This window comes from Deltaproteobacteria bacterium (genome assembly GCA_016210005.1).
In the GTDB taxonomy this organism is placed as follows: domain Bacteria; phylum Desulfobacterota; class Binatia; order HRBIN30; family JACQVA1; genus JACQVA1.
Map to the genome: position 1 here is coordinate 1 of JACQVA010000112.1, position 21,831 is coordinate 21,831.

Consider the following 21,831-nt stretch of genomic DNA (forward strand, 5'->3'; position numbering starts at 1 on the left):
CGGGTGCGCGACAAATTTGTGGGTAACGTGGTTCGGTGTTATGGCCGTCATTCCCGCGAAAGCGGGAATCCAGTTTGGCGTTTGGCGCTATGGACAAGCAGTTCTGCGTTTACATCCTGGCCAGCAAACGGAACGGCACGCAGTACATTGGGGTGACCTCACAGCTGGCAACGCGGGTGTGGCAGCATAAGAGCAAGGTAGTGGAGGGTTTTTCGGCCAAGTCCGGCGTTGACAAGCTGGTCTACTACGAAGCGCACGGCTGCGCAGAGACCGCAATCATGCGGGAGAAGCAGCTGAAGAAGTGGCGCCGCGCCTGGAAGATGACAGATTGCGTCCCTTTCGGCCATGGGCCTCGGCCTGACAGTACACAGTACTGTCAGCATGCTGAGGATTTGCCCGGTCGGCTGCACGTTACCCACAGATTTGTCGCACACCCCCCGGCGGCGTTATCGACAACGAGGCCGAAGTTGCGTAGACGGTGAGCCGAAGTCGCTTCGTGGAGGACCAGCATGCCGACCGTAACCACCGAGAAAGCCCGGCCGCACGTCACCGTTGTGCGTCTCGCTCGGCCGGCACGGCGCAACGCCATGTCGATCGAGCTGTGTCTGGAGTTGAAGCAAACGCTCGAAGAGGTCGGGCGCGACAACGATTGCTGGATCGTGATCTTGACCGGCAGCGGCCCGGCCTTCTGCGCCGGCCTCGACCTCAAGGATCACTCGGTGATTCCCAACATCGACGGTCTGACGATTCCGCGCATCGGCCCGCGTGCGATTCGTATCTATTCGCAGCTCATTCCGGTGATGCGGCACATCCCCCAGCCGATCATCGCGGCCATCAACGGGCCGGCGTACGGCGGCGGCCTCTGCCTCACGCTCGCCGCCGACCTGCGCATCGCCGCCGAGTCGGCCAAGTTCAACAGCACCGGCATCGTGCGCGGCCTCACCAGCACCGAGCTGGGCGCCAGCTGGTTGTTGCCGCGGCTGGTCGGCGCGGCCCACGCCAACGACATCCTCTACACCGGCCGCATCTTCGATGCCGCCGAGGCGTTGCGCATGGGCTTGGTGTCGCGCGTGGTGCCGGATGGCCAGATCCTCGATTGCGCCTTCGAGATCGCCGCCGGCATGTGCGAGTACAGCCCCTATGGGCTACAAATGACCAAGCAGGTGATTTGGGCCAATCTCGAAAACTCCAGCCTGGCGGCGGCCATCGAGTTGGAAGACCGCAACCAGATCCTGCTGGGCATGACCGACAACCTGCCGGAGTCGATTACTGCCTACAACGAAAAGCGCAAGCCCGCATACACCGACGAGCCGCGCCGCGGCATTTATCCGAAGGCCTGAGCGCACGGAGGATTCACCATGAGTGAAGACATCGGACTATTCGAGGCGATGGCGACCATGCGGGCGATGCGGCGGCTCAAGCCCGATCCGGTGCCTGAGCCGCTGCTGTGGCGCCTGATCGAAGCCGCCACCAAGGCCGCGAGCGGCGGCAACCGCCAGCCCTGGCACTTCGTCATCGTGCGCGACGTGGGGGCCAAGCGTTTCATCCAGCAACGTTACCACGCCGCCTTGCAGCGCTATGCCGAGGCCGGCATGAAGGCGATGGCCGCCGGCACGCTGGTCATGTCGGAGGAGGAAACCGCACGGCGCATGCGCACCGCGCGCACCGGCCTAGAGCTGGGCGAACGGTTGGCCGAGGTGCCGGTGCTGCTGTTCGCCTGCATCGATCGCAGCAGCGGCTTTTCCGTCGGCAGTGAGGTCGCCGAATGCAGCGGCCTCTACGGCTCGATCTACCCGGCGGTGCAGAACATCCTGCTGGCCTGCCGCGCTTTGGGGCTGGGCGCGGTGCTGACCACCTTGCACTTGCTCTACGAGGACGAGATCAAAGCGCACCTCGGCATCCCGCCGCAGATCCACGCCGCTGCCATGATCCCGATCGGTTTTCCAAGAGGCCGCTTCGGCCCGGTGACAAGGCGCCCGGTAGCAGAGCTTACGCATTGGGACCGCTGGGGGTCGAGCCGTCAGCCAGCAACGACTGAGTCGTGAGCTGAGAACGCGCCAGGCAGGGGACGTACTTAGCTTCTTAGCTTGCTCATCCCCGCCTTCGACCACCCCGCGCGCTTGCCACCCGGCCCCGAATCGCCCTGGCCGCTGGCGAAAATCCTCCATGAGCCCGGTTGAACCCCTCACTGCGCCCTCTCCCCGCAGGAGATGCGGGGAGCGGGAGCGACATGCGCAGGTATGCCGCCCTGTGCAGCTCTTTGATGTTCGCGACCTGCTTTGTTGCCTCGCCGGCATCACTGCCGGGCGAGCTTTCAACGGCTCGTCAGCCGCCGGCCAGACGGCGCACCAGATACGGGCGCAGCTGCGCCGGTGGGATGATCGCTGCCAGCGAGCCGACGGCACGGGCGCGCTCGACGGTGTGAATGGCGTCGAACTCGGCCGCCACCTCGGCCTGCTTTTCGAGCAGCACCTGCGCCAGCACGCGCTCGTATTCATCGTCGCCGCTCGTCCTTGCCGTCTGCACGCGCGGGTCGGCGGCGGCGCGGGCGCGGACCTCGCGGGGAAAGACCACCACGGCGGCGGCCGCTCCGCCGATCACCGAGGCGTATGACCCGGCCAGGGCCGTCGCGTGGAGCTCATCGTTGAGCGCGCGCGAAAATACCACGTAGGCGCCGCCGTGGTAGCGTGACACCACCACGAACAGCAGCGGCCCGCGGAAGTTCACCACCGCGCGCGCAATCTCGGCGCCGTATTCCAGCTGCAGCTTGCGCAGTGATTCCGGCGAGCCGTCGAAGCCGGAGAGATTGGCCAGCAGCACCACTGGCCGATTGCCGCTGGCGGCGTTGATCGCCCGCGCCACCTTCTTCGAGGAGAGTGGGAACAGCGTGCCGCCGTTCCACGAGGACGGCCCATCGAGCGGGCGATAGCCGTCGCGCGGCAGGTTCTGGCTTTCGATGCCGATCAAGCACACCGGGGCGCCGCCGAGGTGGGCGTCCCACACGATCGCCGTCTCCGCCCCCGCCATCGCCTGCCAGCGTTCGAGATAGCCGCCGTCCTGATCGATGACCGCACGCATCACCGCCCGCATGGGAAACGGCCGCTTGCGTCCGGGATTAGCGACATCATCGAAGATCTCGCCGACGGTGCGGAAGTCTTGCCCGTCCTGGGCTTCGCAGGCCGCTTCAGTGATGGTGCGGTCCGCCGAATCGGCAGTCGGCCAGCGGCGCGGGCCGGGTTCACCCGGCACCACGTAGGTGTAGCGGTAGTGAAGGTAGAGGAGGCGATAGGCATCGGCGAGGTTGGGGGCGAAGTACTGCGCTTCACCGTTCGGGCCCATGATGCGCTCGAAGCCGCCGATCGCCACCTCGTCTTCCGCCGCCACCGACCCGGCGGCTTCCAGCGCCGCTCGGCCGGTGAGCACCATGGCGGCCGCCGGGGTCATGATCAGCACGCCGCGGGTATGCATCAGCATTGTGCTGAGCGCATCGAAGTAGCTCTGGGCGCCGACATTGGTGCCCTGCACGACGACGTGAATCGCGCCCCCGGCTTGGGTGAACGTCACCAGGCGGCGCACCACCCGGGCGGTGGCATCGAGATTCTCCGTGCCGCTCTCCATGGCGATGCGGGCGCCGCTCGATACCGGTAGCCACTCGACCGGGAGCCGCAGCCGCTCGGCCAGATCGATCGCCGCCACGATGCGGTCGCACTCGGGCGCCGCCAGCGCACCCATCTCGGCGGTCGGATCGGACAAGATGATGACCCGGCGCATGCCCTCGGGAATCTTGTCGGTTGGCGTAGTGATGATGCCGAACACTACCGAGCCGGTGTTTCGCCCGTAAGCGCGCTGCGCCACCTCGACGGCGAGCGGCCGCGGCGCGGTCGGGTCGAGGTCGTATTCCTCGAAGTGCCCGGCCGGCAGATCCGAAGGTGAAACGAACGCCGCGCCGTTTTCCGATTCACCGCCGGTCAGCAGGCGAATGATCTCGTAAGGATACACCAGGCCGCGGCGCCGGGCCGCGGCCACCTTGCGCTCGTAGACGCTGGCCGGCTGCAACGGTGCGCGCTGGGGTGTACGCCAAGAGATCTCCATGCGGCTGCCCGTGGGATCGGCGATCACCACCTCGACCGCGCGCGGCTGCGCCGCCATGCGCTCCAAGAGCTGAAGCCGCACCACCACCTTCTCCAAGCCGAGATGCCGGGTGGCCGGCGCCAGCCGGCGCGCCACTCGCTGTACCGTCTGCGGATCGAGCGTGACCTCGGGGGCGACGAAGAGAGCAATCCGGTTCCAGTGCAGCCGGCGCTGCAAGTCGCGGCTGTTGAGCGCGGCGCGCAGCGTGCGCGTGGCCGCATCGAAGGCGCGCTCGAAGGCGGCCACGTGCCGCTTGGCCTCGCGCTCGCCGACGATGATCCCGCGGACGTCGGCCAACACGAACACCCGCTCATCGCCCGCCACGCTGCGGCTGCGGCCGTGGAATGCATAGATGCCCTCCGGGCTCTCCAGCCGCTCCAGCGCGAAGCCGGCCAGCCGCCCCAGGTCGATGCGGGCGGCGGTCTCCGGGTGCAGGCCGTGCAAATCCTTGCGCTCGCGCAGGCCGGCGGGCGCGGCGACATAGCTCCGATGCACCAGCGGCGCCCCCGGGCGCGCTACCGTGACCGTGATGCGCTCGGCCGCCGGCGCGGGCGGCAGTCGGTCAAGGTCGCAAGAGGCGAACACCTCGAGCGCGTGTACAGCCGCTGGTTCACTTGTGGTGACTTGGCTTAGCAGTTCGATGTTGCCGCCGGTGCAGCCGTAGACCACGCGGCCGTCGGCAAGCTGTAAGCGCTGTACCACCATGCCGCCGTGCACCAGCGCGGATCGGCTTACGGGCGTGCTCGGTCGATACAAGCGGTAAAGCAATGCGCTTAGCGCAGCAGCGCGGCGCTGGTCGTCGGGATGGTCGAGCCAGCCGCTGACGCGCTCGAACAGCGCGCGCGGCGCATCGGCGAGCTGCTGCAACATCGCCTCCGACAGGCCGGCCGGCGCGGCCGCCAGCCAGCGCTCCAGCTCCTGGAGCGGCTGCGCCATTTGCTGCGCCAACGCCGGCTCTTCGAAGATCACGTAGCGAGCTTCGAGGGCGGCGTCGGCCAGGGCGTCCGGCACTAGCTCACGCAGGCGCGCGATGCGCGCCAGGGCCTTGGCCAGCTTGCCGTCCTGACGCAGTGAAATGCCGGCGCGGGCCAGGGACATCACCCGGCGCACGACGCCGAGCACTAGTCGATGGCGCAACTCGGGGGCGCGTTGCGCGGCGAACAACCGCAAGACCGCGCGCTCCAACGCATCGCTCGGGCGCAGGCTGCTGACGCCGTAGTGGCGCAGGGCGGTGCGCAGCTGTGCCAGAAAGCCTTCACTCAGCCCGGCACCGGCGGCTTGCATACGGCGCACGTAGGCCCGCAGCCGCGCGCTGTTCGACGGCCGGTGAGCGCCCGTCACTGATGGGCGCGGGGTGCGACTGAACAGTTGCTCGAGGTCCGCGAACAGAACCAGCTCGTGGCGAATCTCGGCGAGTTCATCGCCGACGGCGGGAGCGAGGCGCTCAGGCAGCGGCGCGGCCAGTAGCGCGCTGAGCAACTCGCCGCGCTCGGGGTCGGCGTCATAGCCCAGCAGCACGCGCCGGATCTCGTCGCGTTGGGCGGCGATGGCGGCCCGCCGCGCCGCCGGCTCGGCCTGCGCCAAGGCCGCGAAGCTCGGCGGCCCCGGGCACTGTCCGCCGCCCCGCACACCGAACAGCGCCAGCGGATCGGGCTGTTCCGGAAAACACTGGCGTTGTCCCGGCTTCAGCGCGGGGATAGCGGACGCCGGATCGATGATGAGCAGCACATCGCCGGCGGCCACCTGCTGGCCCGGGCGCACGCAGATTTCGTTCACCACCCCGGCCACCGGCGCCTGGAAGCCGATTTCCAACTTCATCGCTTCGAGCAACCCCAGCAGTTGACCGGCGGCCACGCGCTCACCCGGGCGCACGTGTACGGCGATGACCAGTGCGGGCGTGCCGGCGCACACCTGCCCCGCGCTCTGCCGGCCGAAGCGATGTGGCCGGCCCTCCACCTCTAGGCGCAAGTGCGTCTCCGTCAGATCGTACAGCACCCGCAGCGTGCGCTCACCGAGCTGCAGCCGAGCCGCATGCGGGCTTTCCTCGCGCAACGTCGCGGTCACCACCCGGCCCTCGAGATGCACGCGGTAACGCCACGCCCCGAGCGCGAACACTTGCAGCCGATACGGTTCACCGGCACAGCTGAGGTCGATCTGCTGGCCGACGGAGGGCGGCACTCGCGCCGGCAGGACATTGGTCGTGTCGGCGTAGAAATTCAGCCGCGCCACGCGACGGGCTTCCTGGTAGAGCAGCACGGCCGCCGCCACCAGCGCTTCGACGGCAAAGGCGGGGGCTGGTCGGTCCGCGGTCCAGCGATCGAGCCAGCCGGTATCGAACGCGGCCGCACGATAGGCGGGGGCGGCGAGCACGTCGAGCAGGTAGCCCTTGTTGGTGGCCCCGCCGGCGATGACCAGCTCGAAGTCGCTCAGCGCGCAACTGAGCCGAGCCAGCGCCTGGTCGCGGGCGGCGCCGGTGGCGATGACTTTGGCCACCAGCGAATCGAAGTCGGGCGGAACTACGCTGCCGGCAACCACGCCGCTGTCGACCCGGATGTTCGCCCCCAGCGGCGGATCACAGCGCACCACCCGCCCGGGCGCAGGCAAGAAGCCGGCGTCGGGGTCCTCGGCGCACACCCGCGCCTCGATGGCGACGCCGCGGCTGGCGCCGGTAGTGGCCGGCAGCGGCTCGCCGCGGGCGATACGGATTTGCAGCTGCACCAAGTCGAGGCCGGTGATCGCCTCGGTAATGCCATGTTCCACCTGCAAGCGGGGGTTCATTTCGAGGAAGAAGAATTGCGGCGGCGTGACCAGGAACTCGACCGTACCGACCCCGCAGTAACCCGCCGCGGCAGCGAGCGCGATGGCCGCTTGCTCCAATGCCTGCAACATCGCCGGCGCCAGCCCGGGCGGCGGGGCTTCCTCGATCACCTTTTGGTGGCGGCGCTGCACCGAGCAATCGCGGCACCCCAGCGCAATCACCCGGCTGCAGGCGTCGCCGGCGATCTGCACTTCGACATGACGGCCGTTGGTAAGGCAGCGTTCCAGGAACACGCGGCCGTCGCCAAATGCGGCCGCGGCCTCGGCTGCCGCTGCACGCAGCGCTGCCGGCAAGTCGGCGGCAGCGCCGGCAACGCGAATGCCGCGGCCACCGCCGCCGGCGGCGGCTTTGATCATCACCGGATAACCGAGCGTGCCGGCGTGCCGCAGCGCCGCCGCGTGGTCAGCCACTACCTCACCGCTCCACGCGATGACCGGCACGCCAAGGCTTTGGGCCAGCTCTTTGGCTGCGACCTTATCGCCGAGCCGGCGCATGACCGCCGCGGCGGGCCCGAGAAAACGCAGCCCGGCGCTCGCAACCCGTTCGGCGAAATCCGGGTCTTCAGCGACGAAGCCCCAACCCGGCCACACCGCATCCGCACCGCCGGCGCGCAACCCCTCGAGCAGCACCTGGTGATCCAAGTAGGCCGCCGCCGCATTGGCGCGCATGGGCAGCGCCACCGCCACATCCGCGTGGCGGACGAATGGAGCGTCGCGATCGGCAGCGGTATACAGCACCAGCGCCCGCAACTCGCCGCCCTCCAGCGCCCGCAGCGCTTTCACCGCCCGCAGGCAGCGCATCGCCGCCTCGCCGCGGTTGACGATGCCCAGGCAGCGTATCGGCCGGGTGGCGGTCATACTGGCGACGACAGCTCGCACCTCGCCGCCCGAAGATCAACCGGAAGATGCGATGCGCGCGGGGAACCAACCGGCCAGCAGTGCGTCACCGGTTACCAACAGGCACCCTCCCGCCCCTATACCCACGGTGATGTGAATCTAGCATTTGGTGACTAGCGCGAGGCGCACAAAGCCCGGTCCCTCAGACGGTACTGCGAGTACTCGAGGTTCTGGCCAAGCAGAGGTCGACTCGAGTTCGCCAACTGCGGCACCCCGGAGCGGCGCGAGTATGGAGAGCACTCCTAGAGGCATCTCCACACTCAATGTCGGCGTGACGCCAAAGCTCGCTGGCCGAGCTAAGCGGTGGCGGCCGTGGCGGCGGCTTCGGCCTTCTTCTTGGTGAACTTGGCGGTGTAGTGGTCTTGGCACAAACCGCGCCGGCTGATCGGCTTGCGGCAGTTCTCCTCGTGGCAGGTCTTGTAGCGCGGCTTGCCGAGCTTGCCTTTGCGCCACTGCGCGTAGTGCCGCGAGCAGTAACCCTTGCCTTTGACGTCCTTGCCGCAGTTGGCGGCTTTGCAGCTCCCTTTGGTTCCCATGTGTTTCCTTTCAGCTCCAGAATTCTGGGCGGGCCTGACGGCCCATGAGATCGCCCACCACTTGGCGGGCGGGTTTGTTGTCATGCAGCAGTTGGCGCACTTGCTCGGCGATCGGCATTTCCACTCCGGCTCGGCGGGCCAGCTCGCACACCGTGCTGCTGTTCTTCACCCCCTCAGCCACCATCTTCATTGCGGCCAGAATATCGGCCAAACGTTCACCACGCCCCAGGCGCAGGCCGACGGTGCGATTGCGGCTCAGGTCGCCGGTGCAGGTCAGTACCAGATCTCCGACTCCGGATAGCCCCGACACCGTGCGCGGATCACCGCCGAGCTTTTGCACCAAGCGGGCGATCTCGGCCACTCCGCGTGTGATCAGGGCGGCGCGGGTGCTGCTGCCGAAGCCGAGGCCGTCGCTGACGCCGGCGGCGATGGCAATGACGTTCTTAACCGTGCCGCCGATCTCGACGCCGATCAGATCCGTGCTGGCGTAAACCCGGAAGGTCGGCCCGAGGAAGATCTGCTGCAGCCGCTCGGCCACGGCCATGTCAGCGGCGGCGACGGTGACCGCCGTCGGCATGCCCGCCGCCACTTCCCGCGCAAAGCTCGGGCCGGAGAGCGAGGCGACTTGCCCGGCACGCTGCCAGCCCGCAAGTTCGACCAGGACTTCGGACATCCGCTTGAGCGTCCGCTCCTCCACCCCTTTGGACGCACTCACCAGCAGGGTGTCGGGGCCGAGAAACGGCACCGCCGCCGCCATCACCTCGCGCATCGCGTGCGACGGGCACACCGCCAGCACCACCGCGGCACCCGCCACCGCCTCGGACATCGCGGTGGTGGTGCGCAATTCCTCGGGCAGTTGGAAACCCGCCAGATAGACGCTGTTCTCCCGCTGCTCAGCTGTGATCCGCTCCACCTGCGGGTTATGGAACCAGAGTGTGACCTCGTGCTCCAACTCGGCGAGCAGCTTGGCCAACGCCGTGCCCCAGCTGCCGCCGCCAATGACCGCGATGCGCATACGGTGCGCGAATAAAGGATTTGGCGCGCTGGCGCAAGGCATCGGAGACCAGACCTCCCCCACGTGAAGCGCTGGGTGCGCGACAAATCTGTGGGTAACGTGCAGCCGACCGGGCAAATCCTCACCAGTCTGACAGTGCTGCGTACTGTCAGGCCGAGGCCCATGGCCGAAAGGGACGCAATTTGTCATCTTCCAGGCGCGGCGCCACTTCTTCAGCTGCTTCTCCCGCACGATTGCGGTCTCGGCACAGCCGTGCGCTTCGTAGTAGACCAGCTTGTCAACGCCGTACCTGGCCGAAAAACCCTCCACTACCTTGCTCTTATGCTGCCACACCCGCGTTGCCAGCTGTGCGGTCACCCCAATGTACAGCGTGCCGTTCCGTTTGCTGGCCAGGATGTAAACGCAGAACTGCTTGTCCATAGCGCCAAACGCCAAACTGGGTTCCCGCTTTCGCGGGAATGACGGCCATAACACCGAACCACGTTACCCACAAATTTGTCGCGCACCCCTATGATGCTGGCGTCAGATGTGAAGCGTTTCGAGCGCGTCGTAGAGCGCGCGCCACTTGCCATACCCTTCGGCGAAGTGGGCGGCCCGGGTGGGCTCGGGTGTCTCATCGCGGTGGTGGATCATCGCCGCGGCGGCGCTGCGCAGGTCGGGATAGAGGCCGAGACCGACGGCGCTGAGAATGGCGCAGCCGAGGCCGGCGCTCTCCGGCTCGGTGGCCACACGTACGGGCAGGCCGGTGATATCGCAAATCAACCTGACCAGCGCGCGGCTGCGCGTCATACCGCCGCTCAAGAATAGGGCGCGCGGGGCGGTGCCGGTGACGGCGCGGATTTGCTCGAGGTTGCCGCGGATGGCGTAGCCGATGCTCTCCAAAAAGGCGCGCACCAAAGCCTGCCGGTCCGGCCGCAGATGCATCGCCGGGAAGGGGAACAGCAGCCCGCCGGGTTTGGTGGGCTGCATCTTGGTCAGGTTGAACACCGTCGGTCCGACAAACGCCATCGCCTCGATCGCCGGCGCTGTCGCCGCCCATTGTTCAGCCAGGGCGTAGCGCTCGGCGCGTGGCTGATCCGCCGCCACCAGATCGAGCAGCCACTGATACGCGTCACCGGTATCGCCGGCGTTGCTCTCCAATACCCAGCGCTCGGGAACCACATGGCAGCCGGCCCAGAGGTTCGCCGCCGGATCGAACTGCGGCGCGGCCACCACCGTCACCACCGGCGTGGTCGTGCCCAGCGTAGCCGCGGTGTCGCCGGGCTCGATGGCGCCGGCACCGAGCAGCGAGCACTGGGTGTCGGCGCCACCGACCACCACCGGCGTGCCCGCGCGCAAACCGCACTGTGCGGCGGCCGCTTCGGTCAGCGCACCAACAGGCGTGCCCGACTGTACCACCGGCGCTAAGATGTCTGCCGGTATCGCAAGACCATCGAGCACCTCCGCCGACCAGCGGCGCTCGCACATATCGAACAGCATCGACTCGGTGGCATTGGAGGGCTCAGCTACCAGTGTTCCGCCCAAACGATAAGTGAGCCAGTCGCTGATCATTAAGACGTGAGCGACGCGGCGCGGGTCGTGCTTGCGAAACCACAGGTAGCGGGCGACGGCAAAGATAAACGGGGCGGAGTGACCGGTGATCTGATACAGCCGTTCGGCCCCGAGCGTGCTCAGTACCTCGAAGCCCTCGGCGAACCCGCGGGCGTCGAGGTTGGGTCCGGCATAAATCTCGCGGCCGCCGTCGTCGAGAAACACACAGCCTTCACGCTGACTGGTGGTGGCGACGCCCGCCACCTCGCCCGGGTCGATCCGCGCCGCCGCCAGCGCCGCGCGCACACAGCGGCACATCGCCGCCCAGAAGCTCTCCGGCTCGAAGGCGAAGCCCTTCACAAAAGGAATCGCGGCGTCAGGCAGGATGGTGTAGGACCACGGCTCGCGATGCGAACCGAGTACGCGGCCGTGTACGTCGAAGACCGTGCACTTGCCGCCGCCGGTACCGGCGTCGAGTGCTACCAGCACCGCCATGCGAGAGTCACCGATTTCATCGCGAAATCAAGCTGAACCACCGAGGCATAGAGGAAACCCGCAATCGGCCGGCACCGCCGGCTGCTACGGCGTTCATTCCTGCTCATTCCGCAATCCGAAATGGAAAGGGCGGGCTCAGCCCAGCACCTCGGGGTTGGCGATGTGCTGCGGGCGCTCGCCGCGCAGCCAGCGCTCGATGCCGGCGACGATCATCTCGGTTTGATGGCGCACGACGTCGCGGGTCGCCCCGCCGAGATGCGGCGTCACCAAACAGTTGGGCAGCTGCACAAAGCGATTGTCCGGTTGCACCGGCTCGTCGCGAAAGACGTCGATGGCCACGCCGCCCAAGCGGCCGCTGCTGGCAGCCTCGTACAGCGCGTCATCATCGACGATCGCGGCGCGCGCCAGATTGAGGAAGAGCGCGCCGGGCTTCATCCGTTCGATGCGGGCGCGGCTGATCAACCCGACGGTCTCGGGCACTTCGGGACAATGAATGGTGACGATGTCGGCTTGCGCCATCAGATCGTCCAGCTCCACCGGGGTGACGCCAAGTGCGCGCATGCGCTCGGGCGCGAGGTAGGGATCGTAAGCCAGCAGCGTGGTGCCGAAACCCTGCAAGCGGCGGGCAACCGCGCGGCCGATGGCGCCGAAGCCGACGATGCCAGCAGTGACACCGCCTAACTCGAAGCCGCCGTAGCGGCCGTAGACGCTGAGGTAGTCTTTGGTGCTGGCAAAGTGCATCTGTCCGGTCTTGAGCAGCAGGTTCACGGTGTAGAGATGACGCGCCAGGCACAACATGTTGGCGACGGTGAGATCCGCCACCGCATCGGCGTTGCGGCCGGGGGCAAACAGCACCGGGATCTTCTTGGCCGTGGCGCGCACGAGGCCGACATTGAGCGGGTCGCCGCGGCAGCTGCCGATCAACTTCAGCTCGCAGGTGTCGAGCACTTCCTCGTGAACCAGATCGGCCTCGACGATGAGCACGTCGGCCTGGTGGCGGCGGATGACGGCGGCGAATTCGCTACCGTCGAAGTAGATGTGCTGGTTGGCGCGCCAGTCCTCGTGCACGACCTCCATCAGCCGGCGCAGGCGCGCCAGCCCGTCGGGGTGAAACGAGGCGGTAATCAACGCTTTCACGGGCCTCCGATCTCAGTCGCGCGCCGTCACCAGACGCTTGACTAGATTGATGACGTGGCTGCGCACGCGCCGGCGCCACTCGGGGGCGCGCACGCTGCCGCCGAGCAGGCTGACGTACTGGCGGCTGTCGAGCAGGAACACCAGCAGCACGCTGTGGATGGTGAGCATGAACAGTTGCGAGTCGGCATCCTTCAACTTGCGGCCGCTCAACTCGGTGATCCAGCCGGCAAACACCTTCCAGGCCGGCAGCAAGATGTCGCGCTCGATCTCCACCTCCGCGGCGTCGTTCTCCAACAGCCGGCGCACCATCAGCTTGGGAACGTTGGGGTTGTCGGCAAAGAAATCGAACAGGCCGCCCATGATGGTTTCGACCACCGGGCGGCCGCCGCGGGCCGCATCCGGCCGCACCGGAATCGAGGTCCGCAGCAGCTCGACGATGCGGTCGTAGATGTTCTGGAAGACGGCGAAGTAGAGCGTCTCCTTCGACTCCCAGTGGTAGTGCAGGCTGGAGATATTCACGCCCGCTTGTGCGGCAATCTCACGGGTGGAGGCACCGTCGAAGCCTTTGGCCGCAAACACCGCCTCGGCCGCCGCCAGGATGCGGGCCTTGGTGGAGTACGGTGCCTCGCGGGCTTTCTGGAGCGCGGTTCGGACCACCAGCTACCTCATGCAATCCGGTGATTAGAGCAGTTGACCCAGAAGGCTTTTACGAAATCCCTTCGCTCGCTGTCAAGCCAAACCCGCGGCCGCAAATCCGGCTGACAAGCGGGCGGCAATGCTGCTATGTGAAGGCCGTGCCCGTAGTGCAGAGTTGGGGGCAGGCGGACGCGGCGGCGTCCGGCAGACTCGACCAAGGAGGGAAGGTGGATGTCCAGCCGATCACTGCTGTGGCTTGTGGCGATGGTGGCGCTGCCCGGCGCGGTGCGGGCCGGCACTTGGAGCGATCTCGGCCCCGAACTGGGCGGGCGTCTCGACGCTATCGTTGCCGACCCCGACAACGCGAACGTGCTCCTGGTGGCCTCACCGGGAGGCGGGGTGTGGCGCACGCAACCGGGCGGCGGCGCCTGGCAACCGGCCAGTGCCGGCTTGGCCGATTACAGCGTGTTTCACCTCGAATGGGACCGGGTGCGCGCTCGCCGCTTGCTGGCCCTCACCTGGAGTGATCTGTACGCCAGCTCAGACCTGGGCGACAACTGGAGCAACCTGACCCACTTCGGCGGGATACCGGCACCGTTGATGCCGTTTGATCACGGTGCCGACCCGAAGCCGTTCGCGCAACTGCGCTTCTCCGCCAGCGAGAGCACGATCCTATGGGGCCGGCCGTGCTCCGGCCTCTACTACTCCTACGACGGCGAGACCTTCATTCAGCACTGGCCGTTCCCCGGTGGCTGGTCCAATCCCGACAACTGCCTGCAAGCGATCGCCGCGGACGATGCCACCGGCCGTGTCTACTTCAGCACCATGGGCCTCGGCTTGACCGAGGCGGCACACGTTTACGCCAGCACCTGCCCCTGGACCGCAACGACGCCGTGTCTGACCTGGGCACCGGCGAACACCAACTTGCCCACGGGCATTACCGTACCGAGCTTGACATGGACCGGCGTCGCCAACCGTCTCGCAGCAGCGATGGCACCCAGCCGCGGCTCGGCAAGTACCGGCCTGTTTGTCACAGCGGACGGTAACTCGTGGGCGGCGACCACCGCGGTGCCCGATCCGAGTTGGGACCCGCGCCCGCTGGTGTACGCCGGGGCGAATCAGCTCTTCTTGGGCACCGTCGTCGCCTATCAGACAACCGATCTCGGCAACAGCTGGAGCGAGCTACATCTGCTCAACGCCCATCCCGATACCCGGGCAATCACGCCGCAGACGTACGAAGGCGGCGGGCGCGGGTTTGTCTGGACTACCACCGACGGCGCGATGACCGGCGCCTACGCCAACATCACACGCTGGGACTGGACCCCCGGTACAGCGGCTACCGGCGCGGTGGCGATCAGCTACCAAGGGTTGCGGGTGTGGCAGCCGTACTACATCGCGGTCACCGGAGGGCAGTCGCCGCCGCGGGTGTTTCTCGGTTCGCACGATAACGCGGGGCTGTGCTCGGACGATCTCGGAGCGAGCTGGACCACTAACGGGACGCCCTCGTCGTTGGGCTGCGGCGACTACGCCTCGCTCGTGTTTGCACCCTCGAATCCCGACCGTGCCTATGCGCGGACCTGCAGCCCTGGCTTTGCCCGCAGCAATAACGCCAGCTCAGCGGCCGCGTGCGCCGGGGTGAGTTGGACCGAGGTGGCGCCGGCCGGCGGGCCCTATCCGCCGGCGCTGTGGACCCGCGGCATGACCGCGGTGCATCCCCGCGACCCGGACCGGGTTTACTTCGCGCGTGCGCGCGATGTGGCAACCAGCGCCGACGCCGGTGATACGCTGACCATCTCCGCCCCCTTCCCCGGCGATGGCGCCGAGCCCATCACCCTGTACGTGGACACAGCGGGTTACATCTACGCCGGCACCATCGACCAGGGCGCGTTCGTCTCCACCGACAACGGTGCTTCGTGGCTACCGTGGGGGCTCAACTCGCCGGCGCCGCGGGCAGTAATGAGGATTGCGTACTCCGCGGCGGCCGGCGGCACGTTCTTCATGGCCACCACCGACGGGCTCTACCGGCGCTTGCCCGGCGGCACCTGGGAGCGCATGGCGTTTCCTGGGGTGGGCTACAGCGCGAGCGACCTGGAGGTCGATCCGGACTGCCCGCACCGCATCTACCTGGCGCTCGGTTTCGTCGCCACCCTCGGCGTACACCGCGGCGGCCTAGCGATGAGCAACGACAACGGCACCACCTGGACGTCGCTCTCTGCCGGGCTCAGTATTCACCAGGCGCCGATCGCCGATATCCAGCTCGGTCCGGCTAACTCACGCTATCTCTACGCGGCGGTGTATGGCCAAGGCGGCTGGCGCTACGACCACGAGAGCGCGCCCGAGTGCCCGCCGCTGATCGATACGCCGACACCGTCGCCGACTCCCACCGCCAGCGCCACGCCGACGCTGCCGCCCAGCGCCACCGCTTCGCTCACCCCAACCGATTCGCCATCGCCCACCGCGAGCGAAACCGCGACCCCAGCCCCCGCGACCTCCACCTCGTCACCTTCGTCGACACCGACCTTCGCCACCACCTCAACTCCGACCAAGACCCACACGGCCACCGCGACCCCTACGGTCACCGCCACCGTGGCCGACACCGCCAGCCCGGCGCCCACTCCGACTGACACCCAAGAGCCGACGCCGACCGCAACCGAGTTGCCGGCGGCGACGCCGACGGATACGGCATTGGCCGCGCCGACCGCAACCGCTACACCGCTTGTGACTGGCACCAACACGCCGACCGCAACCGCGCTGCCGCCTTGTACCGGCGACTGCGGCGGCAACGGCGAGGTTACGGTCGAGGAACTGGTGAAGGGCGTGAATATCGCGCTCGGCTACGCCGCGCTAGCCGATTGCCCAATGTTCGACCGCAACGACGACGGCGAAGTAACCGTCGAGGAGCTGGTGGCAGGGGTGAACAACGCCTTGGAGGGTTGCAGCGGCTAAGGCGAGCGCCGGCGCTCTGGCGGGCGACTTCACGGGGGGGCTCAAAACATCGCTTCGGCTCCCAGTGTGAGGACGTGGTCGGCGCGCGCACCGTCATCATTGAGTGGCAACAGCACGTTGAAGAACCATACCCAAGGCAATCCGGCGCCACGCTCTGGTATGTCCCGGAGGACGGGAACGCCGCCAAACGTCTTGCGCCACGGTGGTGCGATCTTGAGACCGGTCGAGAATTGCAGCACGTCGGCTCGCTCGACCTGCACGAACACCGGCCGCGCGAACGGATCGGAGCGCGCGATGTCGCTGCGGCCGAGGAAATCATTGTTCAGCGTCAGCCAGTCCAGGATACCGAGGTCCGCCCCGATCGAGTAGCGCACTTGGCTGCGATCGAACTTGTCGGCATCGCCGAGAAAGCCGAGGTTCAGGTGCGGCTCGATGCGGTTTGCAAACGTGCGCGAGACGTAAAGGGCGGCGCCCACGAGCGTGTCGCCGGTGCCGTGGAAGTTCTCCCGCTCGCCCGTCGGCAACGAGACGGTCAAGCCACCGGCGAGATCGGCGAGGCCGAAGCGGCCCAGCCGGTGCTTCAAACGCAGCAGCACGTCGCCAACGCCGGCGTCGGTCTCGGTTGCGCTGGCGCTGAACTGAAAGGGGAAGTGTTGGGGTGGGTCGAACGAGGTGAGCGTCGTCGCTGCGCGTACGAACGTCCGCACTAGCGGCACGGTGACGCTCAGATCGAAGTCGGGGGTGAGGCCGTAGGTGGCAGACAGCGTCAGGATCTGCGCCTCGAGATCCACTCGCGCCAGTGCCTGCAGCGGTTCGCAGGCCGTGGCGAGGCAAATCGCTACGTAGTGCAGACCGCTCTCTGGATCGTTGCTGATCAGTTCGTCCAGATCGCGACCGTTGATTGAATCGTAGCGAAGCAGGGCGTAGTTCGTCGCCAGGCTGAGCTTCCCGCTACCAACGGTTTGCTCCCGCTCGCTGAACACCGGGCCGAGCGGCGTGTCGGCGCGCTGGAAAGAATCGCTCGCCGGATCGAAGCGGTAGGCATAGGCTGCGGACGTGCCGGTGACCGGAAACGAGGCCGCCACGGTGCGAGCGAACATGCCGGCGAACCCTTCGCCGTCTTCGCGCAACCCCCCCGGGGAACGTACTGACCAGCGCCTCTTCGAGCGTTCGCGCCGCGCTGCGATGCCAAGCGACGACACCCGCCAGCAGCATCACCGCCAAGCTCCCTACCAGCCTCCAGCCTCTAGCCCCGAGCCCCCGCCTCAGCGCTCCGGTACGATTTGCCATCCCATCGCCCCCTTGGCGAACAGCTTGGTGACACGCGCCACAAGTTGCTGAGACTCACCCGATGTGTGATCAACGAAGTGATCGACCCGGCTAAAGGAGACCGCGGCCTGGTCACCGATGAGTGCAATCTGGAGGTCGGTGAACTCCACCCGCAGGTCGTCGGCGTTGTCGAAGTAGCGGCGCAGAGAGGCGCCCTGCGCGGGCGTGAATTGGGTGTAGTAACGCGCCAGCGCATCCACATCCTCGCGTTCGAAAGCTTGGCGATAGCCTTCCAGGACCGCGTGCAGGTCGGCCTCAAGGGCGGCGCCGTCGGCAGCATGGCTCATGGCCGGGAGGAGCAAACCCATTAGGCGTTCCCCGAGCGAGACCTCGGGCGCACGGGTTGCCGGCGTGGGAGATGGTACATCCGGTTCGGTAACGGGGCGTTCGGCGTCGAACAGCAGCTTGCGCGCTGCCAGGTCGGTCGTGCGGTGTTGCTGCAGGCGCGCCAACTCGGCGCGGCTCAGCTCGATGTGCAGTTGTTCGAGCAGGTCGATGACGATCTGATTGCTCAGGGCAGAGAATTGCTCCAGCGGGCCGTCAATCTGGGCGGCGGCGAGCGCTTGCAACGGATTGGTGCGTTTCACGTGAGCGGTGATGCTGATCGCGTTATTGTGCACCCAGTACGTGCCGCTGACCAGCGTGGCGATGTCGGCCCGCTGCGAAGCTTCGATCGGATCGGCCGCACCGCGAGCGAGGAAGCGCACCATGCGCTCGTCGTACACATCGAACTGGGGCAGCTGGTGGAAGGTCGTCGCCAGTTGCTCGCCGAGGGCTTGCTGCATCCAGTCGTGCTGCGGGTCGGGGCGCAGATTCTCGAAGTGCATGATGGCGATGCGCTGGCGCCGCGCCGCCGGGGCCGCCACGACCATGGGCGTCGGCACGGGCGGCGGTGTGACCGCTGCGAATCGTTCGGGGTGCGCGGCGAGCGCGAGGTCTGCTCCGACAATCGCGAGATAGGGCGTCTGCTGTTGCCCGGTGAGTTGCGGCACGGCCCGCGCGGCGTAGCTGGCCAGCCCCAGCACTCGGACCAGTCCATCTCCATCTGCGGCTGCTCCCTGCACCCCGTCGAGCAGTGCTTGGGTGAACGCGCCATGGCCGGCCATTTCGCGCGATTGCTCGCCCGCCTTTGCCGCGGCCAGGACGTAGAGCCCGTCGGCAGGGGGTAGCCGGGCGGCGAGATCCTGACCCAGACGGGCGTCCTGCGCGCCGCCCGCCATACCACCGGCATGACAGGTGTCGACGATGACGACCAGCCGCCTGAGATTGCGGTGGAGCATCCGCAACTGGCGGTTGAACTCATCCATGTCGAGCCCTTCAATCTGCGGTTTTGCCTCCGACGCGGCGGCCGGCAGGAAGTAGTAAGCGCCGAGGGTTTCGTCGTGAACCCCGTGACCGGCGAGGTAGATCACGCCCACGTCGATCGGCGCGGCGCTGCCGAGGAATTCATCGAGGGCGCGTAGAATCGCACCGCGAGTCACCTCGTCGTCAACGAGGACGGCCGTCTTCACCTCACGATACAGCGGGCCATCTCGCTGGCGGGCAAAAGCCGCGGCGACCGCGCGTGCATCTGCCGCCGCAAAGCGGAGGCTCAGTCCAGCCTCGCGGTAACGACTGACGCCAATCGCCAAGACCCACAGTGTGGGCCGGCGGGGCGCTGCGCCATCCGCTGCCACGGGCGTTGGCCGGCGCGCGGCGGACCGTGTGCCCCCGTGCATCGCCCAGTGGCCGGCGATGACCAGTATGCCCACAGCCGCCGCGGCAGCGACGACTGCCGCATGCCTTCCAACCCTGACGTGCTTGCGTTTCGGCCTCACGCGCCCCGCGACCTCCTGACGGGCAGCACCCGCGCAGCGGGCATTACCCCAGCCGGCTCCGACTGTGCAACCGGCCGGCTCGACCCTATGCAGCAAAATCGAGATTTCTATGCGCTCCTCTTTGCAGAGAGAAGAGGAAGGAAAGTGCCGAATTACTGCGAGCCTGCGCGCAGCATCCTATGAAGCCTTCCCAGAACGAACCACAGAGTCGCCGAGAACACAGAGGTCCGACACCGAGGATGGGACTTCAACGGCGACCGGCAGGTCTGACATCCTTGCCCTCGGTGCTCTCTGTGCACTCTACTGGTGAGAGCTTTTTCGGACGATGGGCTCCTTGATCCCGGCGCGATGTAGCAAAATGCAATCTCCGATGCTCATAGCTAGTCAGGATGACCGTCATGCGCCCGCAGGCTCGCCAATGCCTGCCGTTGACATACCTGGAGCCCGTGCGCTACGCCGGCACTGCGTCACCCGTTGGGTGGATGCACCACCGGCCATTCTTCCGGCGAGGGATGACTTGGCAATCGTCTCGGCACCGATTTGCGATGCAGAAGGCAAGCGCCTGGTGGCGCAATGCCTCGCCGCTGACCCGGCGGCGCGGGTACGTTTTCAAGCCCAGTTCGCTGAGCTCATTTATCGGTTCGCTGCCCACGCCGGCGCCTCGGAGCGCAGCGAGCCGGGTGATTTCTACCTCTACCTGTTCGAGGACGGTCGGCTCTACCGCCGGCTGCGCTCGTACGAAGGTCGGGCGGGTCTCGGCCCGTTCTTGCGCGGTTTCATCCTGCCCGACCTGTTCAAGCAGTTTCAAGAGATGAACCGCAAACGGGCACTCGACACGGTGTCATTGGATTCCGACTGCGTACGCGAGCCGGCGATGGTGCCGTGGGCCGCCGAACCGGCGGACGCCGCCGGTCACAACGACGCAGCGCGGAGTGGCGCGGATCTCTTGTTCGATCTCAGCCCAGAGAAGCGGCTGCTGGTGAAGCTGCTCTACGTCGAGGACTTCGAGTTGGAGCCGGGCGACATCCAACTGCTGGCTCGGCAAAGCCGGCGCTCGGTGCGCGAGGTGGTGGAGCGGATCGAGCGTGCCCGCGAGTCGGTGCGGGCGCGGGAGATAGCGCGCCGCGAGAGGATGGATGAGGCGGAATCGGCGGCACAATGGGTTCTACGCTACGAGCGCGACCTGCGTGGCATGACCAACGAGCTGGGCAATGTGCCGCCGCAGTCAACCCGCGCGGCGCGGTTGCGCGAGCAGCAGGCGGAGTTGGAGCGCAAGCGCGGCTGGCGGCAGCAGCAGCGGGAGCGGGCGTTAGCGGAAAGCCGGCGCGCGATGGTGACGCTGCGCTATCGCGAGATCGCAGAAATCCTCGGCGTCCCCGTCGGCAGTGTCAGCGCCCAGGTCACACGCGTGCGCCAGGAGTTACTCCGACTCGCGGCCCAACAGGCGAGCAGCCAAGCGGCTTCTCCCTCGCCCATCGGGAGAGGGTCGGAATAAGGGCCGAAGATGTCACGCACTGAGTGTCCCCCCGCCTCCACCCTCTCTGCTTGGCTCGACGACGAGCTGAGCCGCAGCGAGGCACAGGCCGTGCGCAGTCACGCGGAAGAATGTCCCGCTTGTCGCGAGCAGACAGCGAGCTGGCTGCAGGCTTTGCGTTCCCTTGCTCCACACCTGAGCGCGGACAGGGTGCGGGAGAGGGGCGCCGACTGTCCCGATGATGAGACGCTCGTCACGTATGGTGAGGCGGCGCTGGGCGCCGTTGAAGCGGCGCGCATCGAGCAGCACCTCGGCGATTGCGCCGGCTGCGTCGGCGAAGTGCAGCGCTTGGTCCGCCTGCGCGTGGGGTTGGGGCAAGCAACGGCTGCTCCGATGGCAGCGCCGCCAGTGGTAACGGCACCGGTCCGCTCCCGGGTCGCAGACGTGCGCGCGTGGTTTGAGGCCAGCGTGCGGGCGCTCAGCCGTCCCTGGCCCGCAGTCGGGGCAATCGCTGCCAGCGCTGCGGTGGTGATCCTGGTTGTGCGGTTCGTGCCGTTTGGGGGTGACGAGATTCAATTTCGTGGAGTGTCCGGCCTGACGAAGGTGGAAGTCATTGCCGACGAAGTGATTGCTCGCGCCCGGCCGAGTGAGAACGAACCCGTCGTTGCCACCCTCGGCCGCGGTACGATGGCGACTCGCGTCGAGGAAATCGGCGACTGGACACGCATCGAGTTGGCCGACGGCCGTCGCATGTGGGTGCGGGCTGCGGCGCTATCGCGGCTACCGCAGGCGGTGCCATGATCGAGCCCCCAGCTTCCAGCCCCGGCTGTCGATGCAGCAAAGTTTCGATTTCGGTGATCTACGGCGGTGGAGGGTCGGGGCGAATGGAGCGGTGCTTTGTGGGGCTGAAACCGAGTGACCACCACGAAGAACACGAAGGCCACGAAGAACGGCTACAGAACAATGCGCTGAAGCCCGGCTGAAAATCTTGGCGTGGCGCGCAGATTTCCCTCCGTCATTCCCGCGAAGGCGGGAATCCATCCGGAGCCCCAACGCCCCTGGGTGCCCGCC

At 67.2% G+C, this 21,831-nt stretch carries 14 protein-coding genes; 6 read left to right on the forward strand and 8 right to left on the reverse strand.

What is annotated here, in order from left to right; all coding sequences use genetic code 11:
• The first annotated feature begins 89 nt into the window (after window positions 1-89).
• From HY699_10640 to HY699_10650, 3 genes are read left to right on the forward strand one after another with little or no spacing between them, the layout of a single operon-like run.
• Window positions 90-482, forward strand: a complete 393-nt coding sequence (locus tag HY699_10640; GenBank protein MBI4516257.1) for a GIY-YIG nuclease family protein — start codon at window positions 90-92, stop codon at window positions 480-482.
• A gap of 27 nt (window positions 483-509) precedes the next feature.
• The gene (locus HY699_10645) at window positions 510-1,340 is read left to right on the forward strand and encodes an enoyl-CoA hydratase/isomerase family protein (GenBank protein ID MBI4516258.1); all 831 of its coding nucleotides are present in this window, start codon (window positions 510-512) and stop codon (window positions 1,338-1,340) included.
• Window positions 1,341-1,358: 18 nt separating this feature from the next.
• Window positions 1,359-2,045, forward strand: a complete 687-nt coding sequence (locus HY699_10650) for a nitroreductase family protein (protein MBI4516259.1) — start codon at window positions 1,359-1,361, stop codon at window positions 2,043-2,045.
• Between the two features lie 280 nt (window positions 2,046-2,325).
• On the opposite strand, the gene HY699_10655 is transcribed toward HY699_10650, so the two are convergent.
• The 6 genes from HY699_10655 to HY699_10680 all read right to left on the reverse strand — a co-directional run bounded on the left by HY699_10655 (window position 2,326) and on the right by HY699_10680 (window position 13,215).
• On the reverse strand, window positions 2,326-7,806 hold the full coding sequence (locus tag HY699_10655; protein ID MBI4516260.1) for a biotin/lipoyl-binding protein: 5,481 nt from the start codon (window positions 7,804-7,806) through the stop codon (window positions 2,326-2,328).
• A gap of 335 nt (window positions 7,807-8,141) precedes the next feature.
• Window positions 8,142-8,381, reverse strand: a complete 240-nt coding sequence (locus tag HY699_10660) for a hypothetical protein (protein ID MBI4516261.1) — start codon at window positions 8,379-8,381, stop codon at window positions 8,142-8,144.
• A 10-nt stretch (window positions 8,382-8,391) separates the two neighbouring features.
• A complete protein-coding gene (locus tag HY699_10665) occupies window positions 8,392-9,816 on the reverse strand; it encodes an NAD(P)H-dependent glycerol-3-phosphate dehydrogenase (GenBank protein MBI4516262.1) in 1,425 nt (474 codons plus the stop codon).
• A gap of 102 nt (window positions 9,817-9,918) precedes the next feature.
• Window positions 9,919-11,421 carry a hypothetical protein gene (locus tag HY699_10670; protein ID MBI4516263.1) on the reverse strand — a complete coding sequence of 501 codons (1,503 nt, stop codon included), beginning with the start codon at window positions 11,419-11,421 and terminating at the stop codon, window positions 9,919-9,921.
• A gap of 135 nt (window positions 11,422-11,556) precedes the next feature.
• Window positions 11,557-12,558 (reverse strand): 3-phosphoglycerate dehydrogenase, encoded by a 1,002-nt coding sequence (locus HY699_10675; GenBank protein ID MBI4516264.1) that lies wholly within the window; start codon window positions 12,556-12,558, stop codon window positions 11,557-11,559.
• Between the two features lie 12 nt (window positions 12,559-12,570).
• Entirely contained in the window at window positions 12,571-13,215 is a 645-nt protein-coding gene (locus HY699_10680) for a TetR/AcrR family transcriptional regulator (protein ID MBI4516265.1), read from the reverse strand.
• A gap of 210 nt (window positions 13,216-13,425) precedes the next feature.
• Here HY699_10680 and HY699_10685 point away from each other — a divergent pair, with 210 nt between their 5' ends.
• Window positions 13,426-16,140, forward strand: a complete 2,715-nt coding sequence (locus tag HY699_10685; protein ID MBI4516266.1) for a hypothetical protein — start codon at window positions 13,426-13,428, stop codon at window positions 16,138-16,140.
• 41 nt (window positions 16,141-16,181) lie between these two features.
• On the opposite strand, the gene HY699_10690 is transcribed toward HY699_10685, so the two are convergent.
• Together HY699_10690 and HY699_10695 are read right to left on the reverse strand one after the other, a co-directional pair.
• Complete coding sequence (locus HY699_10690) at window positions 16,182-17,240, reverse strand: hypothetical protein (GenBank protein ID MBI4516267.1); 1,059 nt, start codon at window positions 17,238-17,240, stop codon at window positions 16,182-16,184.
• A gap of 165 nt (window positions 17,241-17,405) precedes the next feature.
• A complete protein-coding gene (locus tag HY699_10695) occupies window positions 17,406-19,286 on the reverse strand; it encodes a caspase family protein (protein ID MBI4516268.1) in 1,881 nt (626 codons plus the stop codon).
• 517 nt (window positions 19,287-19,803) lie between these two features.
• On the opposite strand from HY699_10695, the gene HY699_10700 reads away from it, so the two are divergent.
• Together HY699_10700 and HY699_10705 are read left to right on the forward strand one after the other, a co-directional pair.
• Window positions 19,804-20,781, forward strand: coding sequence for a sigma-70 region 4 domain-containing protein (locus HY699_10700; GenBank protein ID MBI4516269.1), 978 nt, complete (start codon window positions 19,804-19,806; stop codon window positions 20,779-20,781).
• Between the two features lie 9 nt (window positions 20,782-20,790).
• A complete protein-coding gene (locus HY699_10705; protein MBI4516270.1) occupies window positions 20,791-21,561 on the forward strand; it encodes a zf-HC2 domain-containing protein in 771 nt (256 codons plus the stop codon).
• The last annotated feature ends 270 nt before the right edge of the window (window positions 21,562-21,831 follow it).